At 68.0% G+C, this 15164-nt stretch carries 16 protein-coding genes and 1 pseudogene; 11 read left to right on the top strand and 6 right to left on the bottom strand.

Annotated features, from left to right (window positions below):
• Positions 1-21: 21 nt before the first annotated feature.
• From ABZV38_RS13410 to ABZV38_RS13385, 6 genes and pseudogenes are all read left to right on the top strand, one after another.
• Positions 22-1101: a response regulator transcription factor gene (locus ABZV38_RS13410; protein ID WP_356326928.1), complete on the top strand. Its 1080-nt coding sequence runs from the start codon at positions 22-24 to the stop codon at positions 1099-1101.
• Between the two features lie 215 nt (positions 1102-1316).
• Positions 1317-1547, top strand: a complete 231-nt coding sequence (locus tag ABZV38_RS13405; protein ID WP_030914877.1) for a hypothetical protein — start codon at positions 1317-1319, stop codon at positions 1545-1547.
• Positions 1547-2158 carry a pilus assembly protein TadG-related protein gene (locus ABZV38_RS13400; protein ID WP_356326927.1) on the top strand — a complete coding sequence of 204 codons (612 nt, stop codon included), beginning with the start codon at positions 1547-1549 and terminating at the stop codon, positions 2156-2158. The genes ABZV38_RS13405 and ABZV38_RS13400 overlap by 1 nt, the downstream gene beginning before the upstream one ends.
• A 31-nt stretch (positions 2159-2189) precedes the next feature.
• Complete coding sequence (locus tag ABZV38_RS13395) at positions 2190-2804, top strand: hypothetical protein (RefSeq protein WP_356326926.1); 615 nt, start codon at positions 2190-2192, stop codon at positions 2802-2804.
• A gap of 8 nt (positions 2805-2812) precedes the next feature.
• Positions 2813-3463 (top strand): OmpA family protein, encoded by a 651-nt coding sequence (locus tag ABZV38_RS13390; RefSeq protein WP_356326925.1) that lies wholly within the window; start codon positions 2813-2815, stop codon positions 3461-3463.
• Positions 3464-4069: 606 nt separating this feature from the next.
• Positions 4070-4366: pseudogene (locus ABZV38_RS13385) on the top strand (TnsA-like heteromeric transposase endonuclease subunit); the annotation flags it as partial.
• Positions 4367-4390: 24 nt separating this feature from the next.
• Here ABZV38_RS13385 and ABZV38_RS13380 read toward each other — a convergent pair.
• Complete coding sequence (locus ABZV38_RS13380; protein WP_067385690.1) at positions 4391-4954, bottom strand: dihydrofolate reductase family protein; 564 nt, start codon at positions 4952-4954, stop codon at positions 4391-4393.
• 458 nt (positions 4955-5412) lie between these two features.
• On the opposite strand from ABZV38_RS13380, the gene ABZV38_RS13375 reads away from it, so the two are divergent.
• Genes ABZV38_RS13375 through ABZV38_RS13365 form a run of 3 tightly spaced genes read left to right on the top strand, consistent with a single transcriptional unit; the run spans position 5413 to position 7048 of the window.
• On the top strand, positions 5413-6132 hold the full coding sequence (locus ABZV38_RS13375; RefSeq protein ID WP_356326924.1) for a GNAT family N-acetyltransferase: 720 nt from the start codon (positions 5413-5415) through the stop codon (positions 6130-6132).
• Positions 6129-6251 carry a hypothetical protein gene (locus tag ABZV38_RS13370; protein WP_356326923.1) on the top strand — a complete coding sequence of 41 codons (123 nt, stop codon included), beginning with the start codon at positions 6129-6131 and terminating at the stop codon, positions 6249-6251. Before ABZV38_RS13375 ends, ABZV38_RS13370 begins: the two co-directional genes overlap by 4 nt.
• 44 nt (positions 6252-6295) lie before the next feature.
• The gene (locus ABZV38_RS13365; RefSeq protein WP_356326922.1) at positions 6296-7048 is read left to right on the top strand and encodes a VWA domain-containing protein; all 753 of its coding nucleotides are present in this window, start codon (positions 6296-6298) and stop codon (positions 7046-7048) included.
• A 56-nt stretch (positions 7049-7104) separates the two neighbouring features.
• Here the strand turns inward: ABZV38_RS13365 and ABZV38_RS13360 are convergent, their stop codons facing one another.
• A complete protein-coding gene (locus ABZV38_RS13360; RefSeq protein WP_356326921.1) occupies positions 7105-7428 on the bottom strand; it encodes a hypothetical protein in 324 nt (107 codons plus the stop codon).
• A gap of 255 nt (positions 7429-7683) precedes the next feature.
• Between ABZV38_RS13360 and ABZV38_RS13355 the strand changes: the two genes are divergently transcribed.
• Entirely contained in the window at positions 7684-8883 is a 1200-nt protein-coding gene (locus tag ABZV38_RS13355) for an FAD-dependent oxidoreductase (protein WP_356326949.1), read from the top strand.
• Positions 8884-9127: 244 nt separating this feature from the next.
• Positions 9128-10024, top strand: a complete 897-nt coding sequence (locus tag ABZV38_RS13350) for an RNA polymerase sigma-70 factor (protein ID WP_356326920.1) — start codon at positions 9128-9130, stop codon at positions 10022-10024.
• 253 nt (positions 10025-10277) lie between these two features.
• Here the strand turns inward: ABZV38_RS13350 and ABZV38_RS13345 are convergent, their stop codons facing one another.
• From ABZV38_RS13345 to ABZV38_RS13330, 4 genes are all read right to left on the bottom strand, one after another.
• Positions 10278-11024 (bottom strand): transcriptional regulator TrmB, encoded by a 747-nt coding sequence (locus ABZV38_RS13345; protein ID WP_356326919.1) that lies wholly within the window; start codon positions 11022-11024, stop codon positions 10278-10280.
• The gene (locus tag ABZV38_RS13340; protein ID WP_356326918.1) at positions 11003-11275 is read right to left on the bottom strand and encodes a helix-turn-helix domain-containing protein; all 273 of its coding nucleotides are present in this window, start codon (positions 11273-11275) and stop codon (positions 11003-11005) included. Before ABZV38_RS13340 ends, ABZV38_RS13345 begins: the two co-directional genes overlap by 22 nt.
• Positions 11276-11412: 137 nt before the next feature.
• Complete coding sequence (locus ABZV38_RS13335) at positions 11413-12222, bottom strand: hypothetical protein (RefSeq protein WP_356326917.1); 810 nt, start codon at positions 12220-12222, stop codon at positions 11413-11415.
• Entirely contained in the window at positions 12223-15147 is a 2925-nt protein-coding gene (locus tag ABZV38_RS13330; RefSeq protein WP_356326916.1) for a S8 family serine peptidase, read from the bottom strand.
• Positions 15148-15164 lie beyond the last annotated feature (17 nt).

The raw sequence follows: 15164 nt of genomic DNA, 5'->3' as shown, positions 1-15164 counted from the left end.
GATCCTGAGAGGAGGTCGCAGATGCCGGACGACGTCTCCCGTGCGTCGGGCCAGAACTGGGCCGCACAGAACCACGCTTCCCAGCACACGTCCTCGCACGTCACCCCGCTCAGCTCGGAGCTCAGCTCCTCCGGGTTCCCCGTCCCCCAGCAGCCCGCGGCATCCGAGGCCATGCCTCCCTTTCCCGCAGCCCCTCCGGCGGCGGTCCCCGGCCCGCTGAGGGTCGTCGTCGCCGACGACAACCCTGTGGTCCGGGCCGGCCTGGGCGTGCTGCTCTCCGGCCGTGAGGACATCGAAGTCGTGGCGGAGGCCGCGGACGGCCGCCAGGCCTACGACATGGCCGTGCAGCACCGCCCGGACGTCGTCCTGCTCGACGTCCGCATGCCGGGGGTCGACGGCATCTCCGCGCTGCCGCACCTCGTGCACGTCGCCCCGGTCATGATGCTGACGTACAGCCGCGAGAGCGAGATCGTCCACGAGGCGCTGAGACTGGGCGCAGGCGGCTATCTGGTGCACGGGGAGTTCACGGCGGACCAACTCGTGCAGGCCGTACGGGACACCAAGAGCGGCCGGGCCCACTTCACCGCGACCGCTGCGAACGCGCTCCTGGCCCATATGAGGCAGGGCCCCGGACCGCAGGGCGGGCAACTGCCGGAGGGACTGGGGACCGCGCTGACCACGGGCGTTGCCTACCAGAGCTCCGGCTACGACGGGCAGGGCGCCGGACATGTGCAGCAACACGGTGCGCCTGCACATCCGCCGGTCCCCGAAATGCCGTCACCTGCGACGCGACCGGCCCTACCCGCGCAGGGTCTTTCGCAAATGCAACCAGTTGTGGCACAGTCTTCAACAACCGGGGGGCCGGTCGCGGCTCCCAACAGGCAGCAGTACGGGCTGAGTTCGCGGGAGGTGGAGGTCATGGAGCTGATCGCGTCCGGCATGAGCAATCAGCAGATCGCCGCCACCTGCTTCATCAGCGAGAAGACCGTCAAGAACCACATCAACCGCATCTTCACCAAGCTGCACAGCGGAAGCCGCAGCGAGGCGATCGCCCGCTGGCTGGGCACGGCGCCGGCGCGGGGGAGTGGTGGACATGGCTGAGCGGGGGACGCGGGCCCAGGACTCGGGCGTCAGGACCCAACTCGCCTTTTGGGCCCGGGATTGGGCCCTGGGACCCTCCGGCGGGCAGGGTGTCCCGCCGTATGTTTCTCATGTCGCAAACGGCACCGGCCAGGAGGAAGCCGGTAACGGAAGCGACAACCGAGAAACGTGTGAGTCGGCCGGCTACCGGTCGGCCGAACCCGGAGGGGAACACCATGTCGAACATCACCCTGAAGACCGCCGTCCGCGTCAACGGCTGGGCCAGCACCGCCGTTCGTTCCATCCAGAAGCGCTACGAGGCCAAGGACCGCGGCCAGACGGCGTTCGAGTACCTGGGCATCATCCTGGTGGTCGTGGCGATCATCGGCGCGATCGTGGCGACGGGTATCGGTGGCGCGATCTCGACTCGGATCTCCGGCCTCGTGGACTCCATCACCGCCGGCTAATGGGTGCGCGCAAACGCGGCGATGCAGGGCAGGCCTTCCCCATCTATGTAGTGATGGTGGCGGGCCTGCTCTTCCTCGCGTGCGCGTTCTTTGCTGTCGGTAAGGCATCGGCTGCACGTAACGGAGCTCAGGGCGCAGCGGACGCCGCTGTGCTCGCTGCTGCTCAGGACGCTCGTGACACCCTGGGCCCTCCGTTCGTCGCCTCTCTCATGACGCCGGGCGGGCTCCACGAGTTCTTGCAGGACTACATGTTCCAGACGGTATCGCCGTGCATGGAGGCTCAGCGGTTCGCTGCCTCCAACCGGGCTGACAAGACAGCGTGTTACCCGACGTATGGCTACCTGCAGGACAAGATGCATGTCAGCATCCGGACTCGCTACACGGTGGGCGACACGGTGATCCCCGGTACGGAGACCAAGCAGGCCACCGCGGATGCGACTGCAGTCATCGAGTTCCGATGCACCTACAAGTTCAAGGGCGACCCGGGTGAACCGGTGAGCTTTAAGTGCGATGGCCGGGACGGCTTCTCGATCGACCCCACTGACTTCGATCAGGACGCATGGGCCGCTCTGAGCAAGGCCATCTTCGCCGTCCACTTGGTCGACGACTGACAGCGAACGACGAGTAAAGGAATCAGAACCGATGAGCATTCGGCGTACTGCGAGGACCCGAAGGGTGGTGGCCGCTGCCTCGATGACGGCGGCACTGGCCCTCGCCGTCACTGCTTGCGGCAGTGATGACGGCGGAGAGGCGAAGGACCCCGTTTCTCCGTCGTCATCCTCCTCACCCTCCAAGCCCTCCGACGGGGACAAGGGTGCGCAGGAAGACACTTCCGCCGGGGACAACGTGGATCCGAATGTGAAGCTGGCCGAGGTGAAGGGGCAGGGCGGCCTCAGCCTCGTCATCAATCAGGTCAAGCGCGACTCCGGCGGGTTCGTCACCGTCCAAGGAGAGATCAAGAACGAAGGACAGCAGTCGAGCAACACCGCAGGCTGGGCGGGTGCCGAGAGCGCGATCGTGGCGAAGAACCCCAACTCGGTCGCCGGTGCCACACTGGTGGACAAAGCAGGCAAGAAGCGCTACTACATCCTCCGGGACACGGATTCACGGTGCCTCTGCACGACGGGGATTCTCCCGCTCCAGCCGGGGAAGTCGACACCGGTCTTCATGCAGTTCCCGGCCCCGCCCAGTACGACAACGGAAGTCGACTTCACGTTGCCGACCTTCGCCACCACCTCCCTGAAGATTTCCGGGTGATGGCCGACATGACCAGCACACGCACAAGGATCAGGTCAGGTCGTGCCGTGGGGCGCGCCGTCGCGGTGGCGATGCTGATGGCCGGAACCAGCGTCTTCGGGGTCTCGACCGCTCTCGCGGACGACGGCCCGAGCGTGCCTCCCGGTACGGAGGCGTCGTCGGAGCCGCCCGTCAAGGTGGATGGGAATGACCCCGATCTGAAGATGCCCGACGGTGGCACGCTCGCTCCGGGCAAAGTCCTCGACATCATCCAGGTCGTCGAGGACATGGGCGGCGAGGAGCGTCGCGAGGACAGCAACGCGAGCATCAAGTTCGCGCTCCAGGCCGAGGTCCTCTTCGGCAAGGACAGCGCGAAGCTGAGCTCGGCGGCCAAGTCCCGTATCGCGGCCGTCGCTGCCGAGATCAAGAAGCAGAACGCCACGAAGGTGCGCGTCTTCGGCTTCACCGACAATCTCGGTTCCTCCGCACACGGTGACGTGCTGTCCAAGCAGCGTGCCGACGCGGTGCATTCGGTGCTGGCCCAGTCGCTCGACTCGAACGTCACCTTCGAGATCCGCGGCTACGGCGAGCAGTACCCGATCGCCAGCAACGCCAACGAGGAGGGCAGGAAGAAGAACCGGCGCGTGGAGGTCTCCTTCCCGCGCGGCAACGCTTCCTGAGGGCGCACGCCCGCATTGGGCCTGTAGGGTCTCAGATTTCGCGGTACAGTCTCATCTCCGATGGCACATCGGCGGCACTTATGCCGTCTTCGTGAGACTCGCTGGTCGGGGTTCTCACTGTCCTGTCGCATCGAAGCTGTCGGATTCCCACTCGGTCTCGTTCGGGCTGGCAGATTCTAAGTGCGGTGGGTCCCGAGCGGCGGCGTTTGCTTCGTTCGTGGGGTTTGATCTCACTTCGCTGGTCTCGTTCTCACTACACCGGTCCCGGGCCCTTCCGTGAAAGCCATGTCGTTTGAGAACACTGGCCCTTGGTGTTCTCAAACGACATGGCATCCCAGCAGGTCAGCAGCCCGCCATCTGCCAGATGCAGTGCGACGGGACACTCACCCTTTCGGGTGGCGGGGTTCCGGCCCGCTCCGCCCGTCAGTGCCTGGCTGACACCCTTGGCTGTACGGGTCGTTGCCCGTGGGGCAGGGGTACGCGATGAACAGTGTCACGGCGACGGTGAGTATCCGTCAGCAGCGTGGTGCTCTTGTGGAGGTCCGGGACTGGGGTACGGCACCTGTCGACCTTCTGCAGTCGGCTTGTCCGTAGCGGACGTTCCGTTGGTACAAGGGCCAGAAGCACTACTCGGGTATCTACTGGTCAGCGACGATGCGCGACCACGTGATCTACGAGTCGCGCTTGGAACTGTCGCGGTTGCTCTTTGCCGACTTCGATCCGTCCGTACGCGGCATCGTGGCCCAGCCGTTCCTGCTGAAGGCCGTTGTGGAGGGGCAGGCCCGCAAGCACATGCCGGATTACATCTTGACCACTGAGCAGGGTCCGGTAGTGGTGGATGTGAAGCCGCACTGCCGGCTGTCCACCCCAGTGGTGGCGTTCACGTTCGCGTGGACCCGGCAGGCGGTCGAGTCGCGTGACGGGCGCTCAGCGCCTCGTCTCGTACCTGGTCAGGATCACGCCGCAGGGAAGCGTCCGCGTCTCCACCAGGTTCAGGTTCACCCAGCTGTCCAGCGCGGTGAAGAACGGCGTGCCGCCGCCCACCAGGACCGGCGCGGTGGCCAGCACGTACTCGTCGATCAGCCCGGCCCGCATGGCCGCCCCGGCGAGCGTCGCGCCGCCGATGTCCATCGGGCCGCCGTCCTCGGCCTTGAGCCGGGTGATCTCGGCGACCGCGTCGCCGGTGACCAGGCGGGTGTTCCAGTCGACCTTGTCGATCGTCGAGGAGAACACCACCTTCGACATGTCCCGCCAGCGGCGCGCGAACTCGATTTCCGCCGGGGTGGCGTTGGGCTGCTGGTCGCCGGTCGGCCAGTAGGAGCTCATCGTCTGCCACAGCTTGCGCCCGTACAGCGACAGGTCGGTCGCCTGCAACTGGTCGGACCAAAACTGGAACAGCTCGTCGCTCGGCACGCTCCAGCCGATGTCGTCGCCGGGCGCGGCGATGTAGCCGTCCAGGGTCAGGTTCATGCCGTAGATCAGTTTCCGCATGGCTCCAGCCTTCCGTGAGTCGGTCTCACGCGTACAGACCGGCGCGGCGCGGGAAACTCATCGGTGCGCGATCTGAGCTCGCATGCAGTCCTCGTGCTCGGTGGCTCAGCCGCAGACTCATCGTTCCCCCGAGGAAATGGCATCGATCTGAGACTGATCTTGGGTGACATCGCGGTGAGACAACAGAGAACCAGCAGGTCACAGAAGATCGACATGTCATCGGCGGCGAGACCCTACAGGGCCTTGTAGGTGTAGGGCCTCACGCTTCGTGTCGTAATCTCACGGCCGATGTCGTATGGATGTCGCATACGACATCGCCGCGAGATTGGCGAGGTGTCCTGTCGCATGCAAGCTGGCAGATTCTCAACGAATCACGACTGAGCCACGTTTTGCGGTGGGGCTGCCCGTCCGGGAGGAACCCAGTCGCACCCCGGCTGCGAAGACGACAGGATGCGGCCATGACTGACGATCCCTTGCTCGCTCGCGCCCGGGACCTGTGGATGGAGTTGGCGGACACACCGGTCGAGTTCTGTCCCTCAGGAGGGGCGAAGGTTGTGGTCGCGCCCAGGTCGCGGCTGTGTCCGCCGTCGTGGACCGGGGTCGTACGGATCGGTGACGCTGCCATCGTCACTGCACCGAGCGTTCGGGCCGCCGGAATGGTGGACGACGCCGCGCGGAAGATGTCCCCCGAAGAGCTCTTCGACGTCGCTCGTCTGCGTGCGGTGCTGCCCGTACTCGATGTCCTCGGGCCGGCTTCGCTCTTCTATCTCGGCCAGGACGGACTTCTTCTTCCTGCGCATCAAGTTACCGGGGTTGAGCAGTTGCCGATTGGTGACGGCGACCTGGCCGCACTGCTGGCCCTGGCCGGGCAGGAGGAGGCCGGCGAGAGCGGTCTGGAGGACATCTCCTCTCCCGCGTTCTGTCTTCGCCGCGGCAACGAGGTGGTCGCCGCGGCCGGGTACCGGTCCTGGCCGCGGTCGGTGGCCCACCTGAGTGTGCTGGTTGCCCCGCACTGCCGGGGTCAGCGCCTGGCGCGGGCCGTGGCGTCACCGCGAAGGAGATCGCTGCCTGGGCACGCGGGCACTGGATCATCGACAGCACCGTCCACTGGACCAAAGACGTCACCTTCACCGAGGACGCCGGCCAGGTCCGCCTCCACCACGCAGCCGCCGTCATGAGCACACTGCGCGACCTGGCCCGCGCCACCCTCCACCGGGCCGGCTGGACCAACATCGCCAGCGGCAGACGCGCCCACACGCAACCCGGAACTGCCCTCGCCCTCCACGGAATCCCCTGATCAAACCTACTCGCCCCGGGGCCCTGGGGTCATACCCTCCGGATATGACATCTGGTGAAGTGTATACGTCGAAAAACGGAATGAACCTCCGTAAAGGCCGAATTACTGCATCCGCAGCCGCACGCTTCAGCGGTGTGCGGCGGAACTCAATCAGGGTGGTTCTGGCCCTCCCGGGGGCGCTTCGTCATCCGTTCAAGGCCGGGACCGTGGCCGATATGGTGCGAAGAGCCGCCGTGCTGGGCAAGGTCATATCGCCCACGTCGGATGTGGACACGTGGATCTACACGTCACGGGCGCACCGTCTACCGAGTCTTCGGCTGTCGGATGCCGAACGGTGGATCGCGGACTGGGGGGTACTGCCACGAGCGCCCCTGCTCTCCCGGGATGCCTCACCGGGAAACCTGCTCACCCAGTACGCGGAGCGCTATGCGCTCTTCGATTCGGAGGACCCAGGCGAGGCGGTCAGGGAGATTGCGCAAAACCTTTCGGAGGGCGATACCCCGACCCTCGTCCTGTTCTTCTTCTGGGGACTCCACTCGGAAGGCCCGGCCTTGGCCGATCAACTGGACGCGGTGTCCGGCCAGAACGTGTTCTGGCAGTTCCTCGGTGACCCCGGTCTCAGCTCGTCTGTGCTCGGCGATCTCGATGCTCTGCGGGCCGAGGCTCCACACATCAGGAACGTGAGCCTCTACCGAGGGTGGGATTCGATCGAGGAGACTCCCGAGTATCTCTTCTATCGCGGCGTGCTGAAGCCGTTCATCCATTGGCGAAAGGAGCGCGCCACGGGGAAGAGCTGAGTGGATGTCAGCAGGGCCCGGGTTGGCGCGGGCCAGGTCTCGCAGCGCGGTCGAGGTCATTTACGAACGTCGGAGTCCTGCGAGTTCTCGTGCTCGCCATCGAAGCGGGTCAGTGCGTCGCGCAGCCTCTTCTCCAGCGCGTCGGTGAAGGCGGCGGCGTCCAGCGGCTGGCGGATCGCGTCGTAATGGACATCGCGGTTGTCCTCGAAGTCCGGCGGCAGGTCATCCTCCGGGTTGCGCCACCGGTTCGCCCCGGCCACCCAGATCTCCCGCCGGCGCAGCGCGTCGCGCAAGGCGACCAGAACGCACAGCTCGTACGGGATCCGCTCCACCCGGCCCTTGTCATCGACCACTGCCTTGCGCCACTCCTCGCGCACCACCCCGGAATGAGGGATCCGCTCGGCCTCGTCGAAGTAGGCGCCCTCCTGCGATGGGCTGGTCCAGGTATCGCTTGAGTAGGTCGATCGCGTCCATCACCGGCCGGTAGGCCGTGTTGTTGCACTTCAGCTCCAACGCGTTCAGCAGCGGACGGCGTTTCCGCCGCGTCCGATGTGCGCTACGTCTCATCCGGGGGCCGTTACACCGGATGGGCGGCTGGTGTCTCCATGCCGAGTCCACAACACGAGGGAGACATGATGAACGGGAACGTCGAGGTGGTCGTCGTCGGCGGCGGGTACGGGGGCGTGACGGCGGCCAATAGCCTGGCTCGGCGCGATGGCGTGTCGGTGACCCTGGTCAATCCGCGTCCCGACTTCGTCGAGCGGATCCGTCTGCACCAGCTCGTGACCGGCTCCGATGACGCGGTCGAGGGCTTCGGTGAGGTTCTGGGCGGGAACGTCCGGCTGGTGGTCGACACCGCGACCCGGATCGACGCTGCCGAGCGCCGGGTGTCGCTGGCGGGCGGTGGCACCGTCTCATACGACTACCTCGTCTACGCGGTGGGCAGCGGCGCCTCCGATCCCGGCGTGCCCGGAGCGGCGGAGTTCGCTCATTCGGTGTCGGACATCGAGGGGGCGGAACGACTGCGGTCGGCGCTGGCCGCGACGCCCGCGTCGGCTCCGGTGACCGTGGTCGGGGCCGGCCCGACCGGCCTGGAGACCGCCGCCGAGCTGGCGGAACTGGGCCGCAAGGTCACCCTGGTCTGCGGCGACGTGCTCGGCCCCTCCCTGCATGCCCGGGGCCGCCGCCCGGTCGCCCGCCGGCTCGCCAAGCTGGGTGTGACCGTCCTCGAAGGTGCCCGTGCGCGGGTGACGGAAGTGACACGCGACGGCGTGCAGCTCGACGACGGCCGCGAGCTGCCCAGCGCTGTGACGATCTGGACCGCGGGATTCCGTGTCCCGGACCTGGCCGCCCGCAGCGGGCTGCGCACCGACACCGAAGGCCGTCTGGTCACCGACGCGACGCTGACCAGTGTGGACGACGTGCGCATCGTCGCCGCTGGGGACGCGGCGGTGATGACGGACCGGCCGTTCCGGATGAGCTGCCAGGCCGCCGTGCAGCTGGGCCCGGCGGCCGCCGCCACGATCCTGCGCCGGATCGCGGGGAAAACACCCGCTCCCGTCCGGATGTTCTTCTCCGGGCAGTGCCTCAGCCTCGGCCGAAACGAGGGCGTCACCCAGTTCTCCTACCCGAACGACAGGGTGAACGCGCTCCACCTCAGCGGGCGGCTCGGTGCCGGCGTCAAGGAGATCGCCTGCCGGTTCACCCTCAATAAGTTGGTGTCCGGGGCACGCAAGGCCAGTTCCCGCGCATCCCACGGCGACAGCACCGACCGCCTGGAATCGCCTCAGTCGGAACACCGCACGACGCCGTCCGGCACCCGACGCGCGGCTTAGCCGCCAAGACCCCTCCTTGGGCCGGACCGACCGGTCCGGCTCAAGGAGGACCGAGCCGGAGTGACAAGCACACAACGCCTCGTATGCCGTGGCCGGGCGCCGGGGCGCCATTCCCACCAGCCCGCCCCACGCGGCCTGATCAGTGGGGAGGCTGCTGCCGACGACCCCGTCATCAGACCGGGTACATGTTCCACGGCCTGCTTCCGGCCCATGGGGCCGACCACGAGAGAGTGAAGCGCACGACATGAACGACCACGTCACCGACCCCGCGACGGAGGCCTTCGTCGCCCACCGCGACCTGCTGTTCACCGTCGCCTACGAGATGCTCGGATCGGCGGCGGACGCCGAGGACGTCCTCCAGGAGGCCTGGCTGCGGTGGGTCAAGGTCGACCTGGCGCAGGTGCGGGACCAGCGCGCCTACCTGGTACGGATCACGACCCGGCAAGCACTCAACCGGCTACGCACCCTCAAACGGCGCAAGGAGGCCTACGTCGGCCCCTGGCTGCCCGAGCCCCTGCTCACCGCGCCGGACGTGGCCGAGGACGTCGAACTGTCCGAGAACCTGTCGCTGGCACTCATGTTCATCCTCGAAACCCTCTCACCGACCGAACGCGCCGTTTTCGTGCTGCGCGAGGTCTTCGACATCGGCTACGACGACATCGCGGCCGCGATCGACAAGAGCCCCGCCGCCACACGCCAGATCGCCTACCGCGCCCGCCAACACGTCGACGCCCGCCGGCCGCGCACACCGGTTTCCCCGGAAGAAGCCCGGGCAGCGTTGAATTCGTTCCAGTCCGCGCTCGTGACCGGGGACCTGCAGGGGCTGCTCGACGTACTCGCCCCGGACGTTGTTTTCGTCAGCGACGGCGGCGGCCTCAGGCTGGCGGCCCTGCGGCCGGTCGTCGGCGCCGACAAGGTGCTCCGTTACATGGCCGGCAGTCTCGACAAGGCCGGCGGCACCTTCACCAGTGAGCCCACGACGGTCAACGGCAACCCCGGACTCATCCTGCGCCTGGACAGCGTGATCGACGGCGTGCTGGCCTTCCGCGTGGAGAACGCCCGTGTCACCGGCCTCTACTACGTCCGCAACCCCGAAAAGCTCACCCGCGTCGAGTCCGAAACCCCCCTCACCTCCCGCTGACCGTCCCCCCGCGACACGGCCGACCGAGGTGCGCGGTAGCGCAGGCGACACGATGAATTGGGGCGTTGTCACTTGTTGGGTGCGCAGGTCCGTGACGGCGCGTCGGGCGTGGCGGAGCTCGGGCTTCGGGTCAGTGTTCAGGCCGTGGTGGGTCGGCCGGCGACGCCGGTGATCTGGTCCCCGATGGCGAAGCGGTGATCATCTCGGCTCGGTAGCCGGAGGCGCGCACGCATTTCTGAACGGCACAGGATCTTCAGCGTGGCTCTACCCAGCCGTGTCGGACGGCGTAACCGCCAAGCTGCATCCGGGTCCGAACTCCGGCTATGTCCATGAGGTAGCGCAGGCGTCGGTGCAGCGTGCGCGGTGAAAGACCGAGCTGTGTCGCGGCCGTCGGGTCGGTCAGGCCGGCCAGCAGTAGCGCGAGGATCCTTCGGTCGAGGTCGGTCGGGCCTTCCGCACCGAGCTCGACGGTGGTTTCGGCTCCTCCGCCGGTGCCCGACAGCTCGAGCGGGTGGGCGGTGCGCCATACCGTCTCGAACAGCGCGTCCAGCGCATCCAACAGGCCGCTGCGGTGCAGCAGCACGGCGCCGGGCTCTCCGGCCGGTGTGACCGCGAGCGGGACAAGGCCGAGGTCGGCATCGGCCAGCACGAGTTTCATCGGCAGCTGGTCGGCGACACGCAGTTGCACGCCGTTGCGCAGTGAATCGATCGCATCGGTGATGATGCCCGGCTCTGCGAGCACGGCCCGGTCCAGTACCGCCCGGAAGTGCACGCCGCGCCCGATGGCCGCGGGTTCGGCCGTGTTCTCGTCGGGCGGCACGGCGAGGAACGGTGCGGTGATGAAGGTGCGGACCTGCGTGCGGGCTGCCTGCTGCACCTGCAGGAAGCGATGACGGATGGCGTCGACGCCCGTGACGACCTCGATCAGATCGTTGATGCTGCTTCCGGTCATCGCCGCCCGGTGTTCCTCGGCGAAGCTCACCAGTGCCTGCTCAGCCATCCGCAGCCCGTCCCGTCCCGGCGCTGGCTGATGAGAGCGCCGAGCGCCATGGCCGGCGGCGCGGCAGTCAACTGCTCGTCCGCCGATCTGATCACCAGTCCCCACCCGACCAGGCGGGACAAGGCCTCGTCGACGTCGGCCTGCGATACGACGAGCAGATCCGACAGCAGCATCGCGGTGGAGTTCGGCCGTCCGAGCAGCGCCCGGTAGACGCGCTCGTCATCGGGTTCGAGGCCCAGAACATCCAGCATCGGCGACCGACTCTCTTCCGCTTGCCGCAGCGGGGAGAGTATGCGCCATGGCGGCAGACCCTGAGTAGTCCCTGCTGGGAGCAGGTGTGACGGGAAGGGCCCCGGGGATTCGCCTCTCCGGGGCCCGACAGTGCGGTTCATCGCAGGCCGTACGCCCGGATGATTTTGTTCTTGACGCTGAAGCCGCTGTCCGTCTCGGCGCTCGCGCGGACCGAGAGGAAGCCGCCGCGCTTCTTGGCCGTCCTGAACGAACCCGTCCAGTAGCCGTCGGCGCCCTTGGCCAGGGTCACCTTCTGCCAGGTGGCGCCGTCGTCGTACGAGACGTCCAGCTTCACCGTGGTGACGGTGCCCGGCACGGTGCCGAGGCCCATCGACACCGGCTTGAGCGCGATCTTCTGGGTCGCATCGGCCTTGACGTCGCCGTGCAGGTCCGACTCCAGCTTGTAGTCCAGGTTCAGTACCGAGAACGGCTCGAAGAAGTCCGAGTCGACGGTGTCGGACATGAAGGTCCACTCGGTGTGGGTGCGCGTCGACAGCCGGAAGACGTCACCGGGCCGCTGCACGTCGAGGACGGCGCGGTAGGGCAGGTTGCCCGCCGGCACCTCCACCCACTGCATGTCCGTGCTGTCCGGGTTGTCGTGGATCAGCGTGTCGCCCTGGAAGACCTGCAGGTGGGTCGGCGTCTCACCCCACGGCAGGAAGCCGCCCAGCCGCATGTTGTCGCTGGCGGAGGCCCACGCCTGCACGTTCCAGGTCATGTAGTTCTGCCAGCGGGAGTTGTACACGCCGAAGGCCTCGCCCTGGCCGGGCCGGGTCGCCGGAGCGAACCAGTCCAGACGGGTGGTGCTGCCCTTGGCATACGTGTTGTCGCCCGACACCATCGACCACGGCAGGGCTCCGTCGACGCCCTGCGTGTGGAACTCCCTCCAGACCTGGCGCGGCGTCACTCATTCGGTGCGGGTGCCCGGGTGCCACTCGAGCTCGGGGAGGTTGAACGACGGGCTGAGGGTGAAGTCGGACCGGTAACCTTCCGCCAACCCGCCGTCCGTGGCCGAGTAGTAGCGGGCATCGATCCGGGCGAGGTCACCCTTGGTCGGCTTGTAGACCAGGGCCCGGTCCGGCACCCGGCCGGGGTAGTCCCGGGTCAGGTCGTAGACGAACGGCGTGTACTCGGTCTGCTTTGCGGTCAGCTTCAGGATGCCGGCCTTGGCCATCGAGACAAGGGTCCTGCCCGCGTCGCGGTGCACGGTGGCGACCGGGATGGTCGACTCGCCGACGTACTCCATCAGGGCGCCGACACCGTCGTTGACCACGATCAGCGTCTTCGCACCGGCCGCGACCGCGGCCTCGGTGCGCTCCTGCGGCGGGACCTCGTCGCTGCGCTTGATGACGACGACCTTGCCCTTGGCCCTGACCTTCTCGTATGCGGCCGCCGCGCCGTTGCCCGCGTAGACAGCGTCCAGCCTGTCCGTGGCGGTGCCCAGGGCGCTGCCCGCCTGCACCAGTGCCTCGAAGCGGAGCCGACCGCCCGGCGTGCTCAGGCTGAGCAGCGGCTCGCCCTTGCGCCAGCGGGTGGTCAGCAGGAACTCGCCCTGCGTCATCGGCTTCGTCGGCGCGACGTAGACGTCGTCGTACGTCGGCGGCAGCACGTACGCGCTGCGGTAGTCCAGGAACGGGTCGAGGCCCTTGTAGTGGACGTTGAAGTCGACCTTGCGCTGGCGGTCCTCGGTGCGCTGTGGCGCCTCGGTCTGCAGCAGGTGTGCCTTGCTCGCATCCAGCACCACGTCCGCCGAGCCGTCCTCGAGCACGGTCTCCGGGGCGACCAGCACGGCCAGACCCGAGCGGTCCGCCTTCTCGCCGGCCACGTCGAGGTACCCCGCGACGGTGTACAGGCCGGGTGCCATGCGCATGGTGGTCGAGCCGTCGACGTAGACCGTCCACGGCCAGAAGTCGCCGGCCAGGTTGATCGTGGCCCAGCCGGCGGCGGGCTTACCGTCCCGGCCGACCAGCTTGATGTTCAGGTCGTAGCGCTCCTCCTCCTTGAGCAGCGCCACGGACGTGCGGGTCACCGGCTGCCCGGTGGCCGCGTCGGTGGCTATCACGTAGCCGACGTGCCGGCCTGCCGAGGCGGTCTGCGGGTCACCCGTCACCGGGACGGTGGCGGTGCCGTCCGCCGGGACGGTCACCGTGGTGGCTCCCAGCGTGAACGGGCCGCCGTCGTTGGTCAGCGCCAGGTTCAGCGTGATGTCGGCGGAACCGGTGTTGGTGAAGGTCAGGTCCTTCTTGACGGCGGCGTCGCTCGGCTCGTGCGGCCACGTGTAGTTGCCGAAGAAGAGCGATCCGGTGCCGCGGACCGTGGTGCGCACCGCGGCGGCCACGTCGACACGGCCGGTGCCGACCTCGTACGGCGAGTACCCGTCGGCCAGGCCCTTCGCGGTGCTCATCAGGTGTTCCTTGAGCTGCGCGCCGGTCCAGTCCGGGTGCTGCTGGGCCAGGATCGCCGCCGCGCCGACCACGTGCGGGGTGGCCATCGAGGTGCCGCTGAGGGTCCGGTAGAGGCCCTCACCACCGTCGGTCATCTCCTGCGAGCGGGCCGCGGTGATGTCCACGCCGGGCGCCGCGATGTCCGGCTTCATGCCGCCGGAGCCGGCCAGCGGGCCGGTGCTGGAGAAGGACGCGAGCTGGTCCTGCTTGTCCGTGGCGGCCACGGTCAGCGCCGAGGCGGCCGCGCCCGGGGCGGAGATGCTCTCCGGGCCCGCGTTGCCGGCGGCGATGACGAACAGCGTGCCGTACTGCTCGGACAGCGCGTCGACCGTCTGCGACATCGGGTCGCTGCCGTCCGTCGGGTAGGAGTCGCCGAGGCTCATGTTGACGACGTCCGCACCGGACTCGGCGGCCCACTGCATGCCGGCCATGACCCAGGAGTCCTGGCCGTAGCCCTCCGCGCCGCCGAGCACCTTGCCGACGAACAGGTCGGCGCCGGGGGCGACGCCCTTGTTGTCGCCTCCGGAGGCGACGCCCGAACCGACGATCGTGCCGGCCACATGCGTGCCGTGCCCGTTGACGTCGGTGACGGCCTCACCCGGCACGAAGCTGACCGTGCCGTCGATCACGCCGGCGAAGTCGGGGTGGTTGACGTCGATGCCGGTGTCGAGCACCGCGACCTTGACGCCCTTGCCGGTGTACCCGGCAGCCCAGGCCTCGGGCGCGCCGATCAGCGGCACGCTCTCCTTGAGGTTGACCTTCACGTGACCGTCGAGCCACAGCTTCGCCACACCCGCGCCCAACTTCGCGCTGCCCTGCGGCGCGACGGCGGTCCAGAAGGTGCGGGCCTGCCGCTTCTCGGTGCTGAGCGCGGCACCGCGGATGCCCCTGAGCTTGCGGGTCAGCTTGCTGCCCCGGGGGGCCGTCGGCTCGACGGCCGCGCGGGACTTCGGCTGGGCGTACGTCGCGATCAGCGGCACCGCGGCCGACTTCGCGTCGTCGTAGCCCATCTCGATCAGGTCGGTGACGTTGAACAGCCGCCGGTCCAGCTTGCCCGTGCCCAGCAGCGGCACCGCCTCGTCCGGGATGACGAACAGGTCACCCTTGATCTCCTGGAGTTTCACGCCGCCGACGGCGCTGTCCGGCCGGTCGACGTCGGCGATCTGTTTGCCGTCGGCCATCGTGCTGACCGTGACGACGTCGCCGGTGACCAGGGTGACCTTGTGGATCGCCGAGGGCTTGGCGGGAACGGTGGGCTTGCTCGGAGCGGCTTGTGCGGGCGCTTGCAGAACTGCGAGCCCCGACGCCAGCAGCGGCACCGCGGTGGCGGCCGAGAGCAGCTGCCAGCGTCTGCGCCGGAAGGCGGAAGATAGTGAGGGGGAGAACATGCCATGGGTCTATCGGC

Source organism: Streptomyces sp. NPDC005181 (assembly GCF_040608395.1).
GTDB lineage: Bacteria > Actinomycetota > Actinomycetes > Streptomycetales > Streptomycetaceae > Streptomyces.
This window is presented reverse-complemented; position numbering and strand designations above follow the sequence as displayed.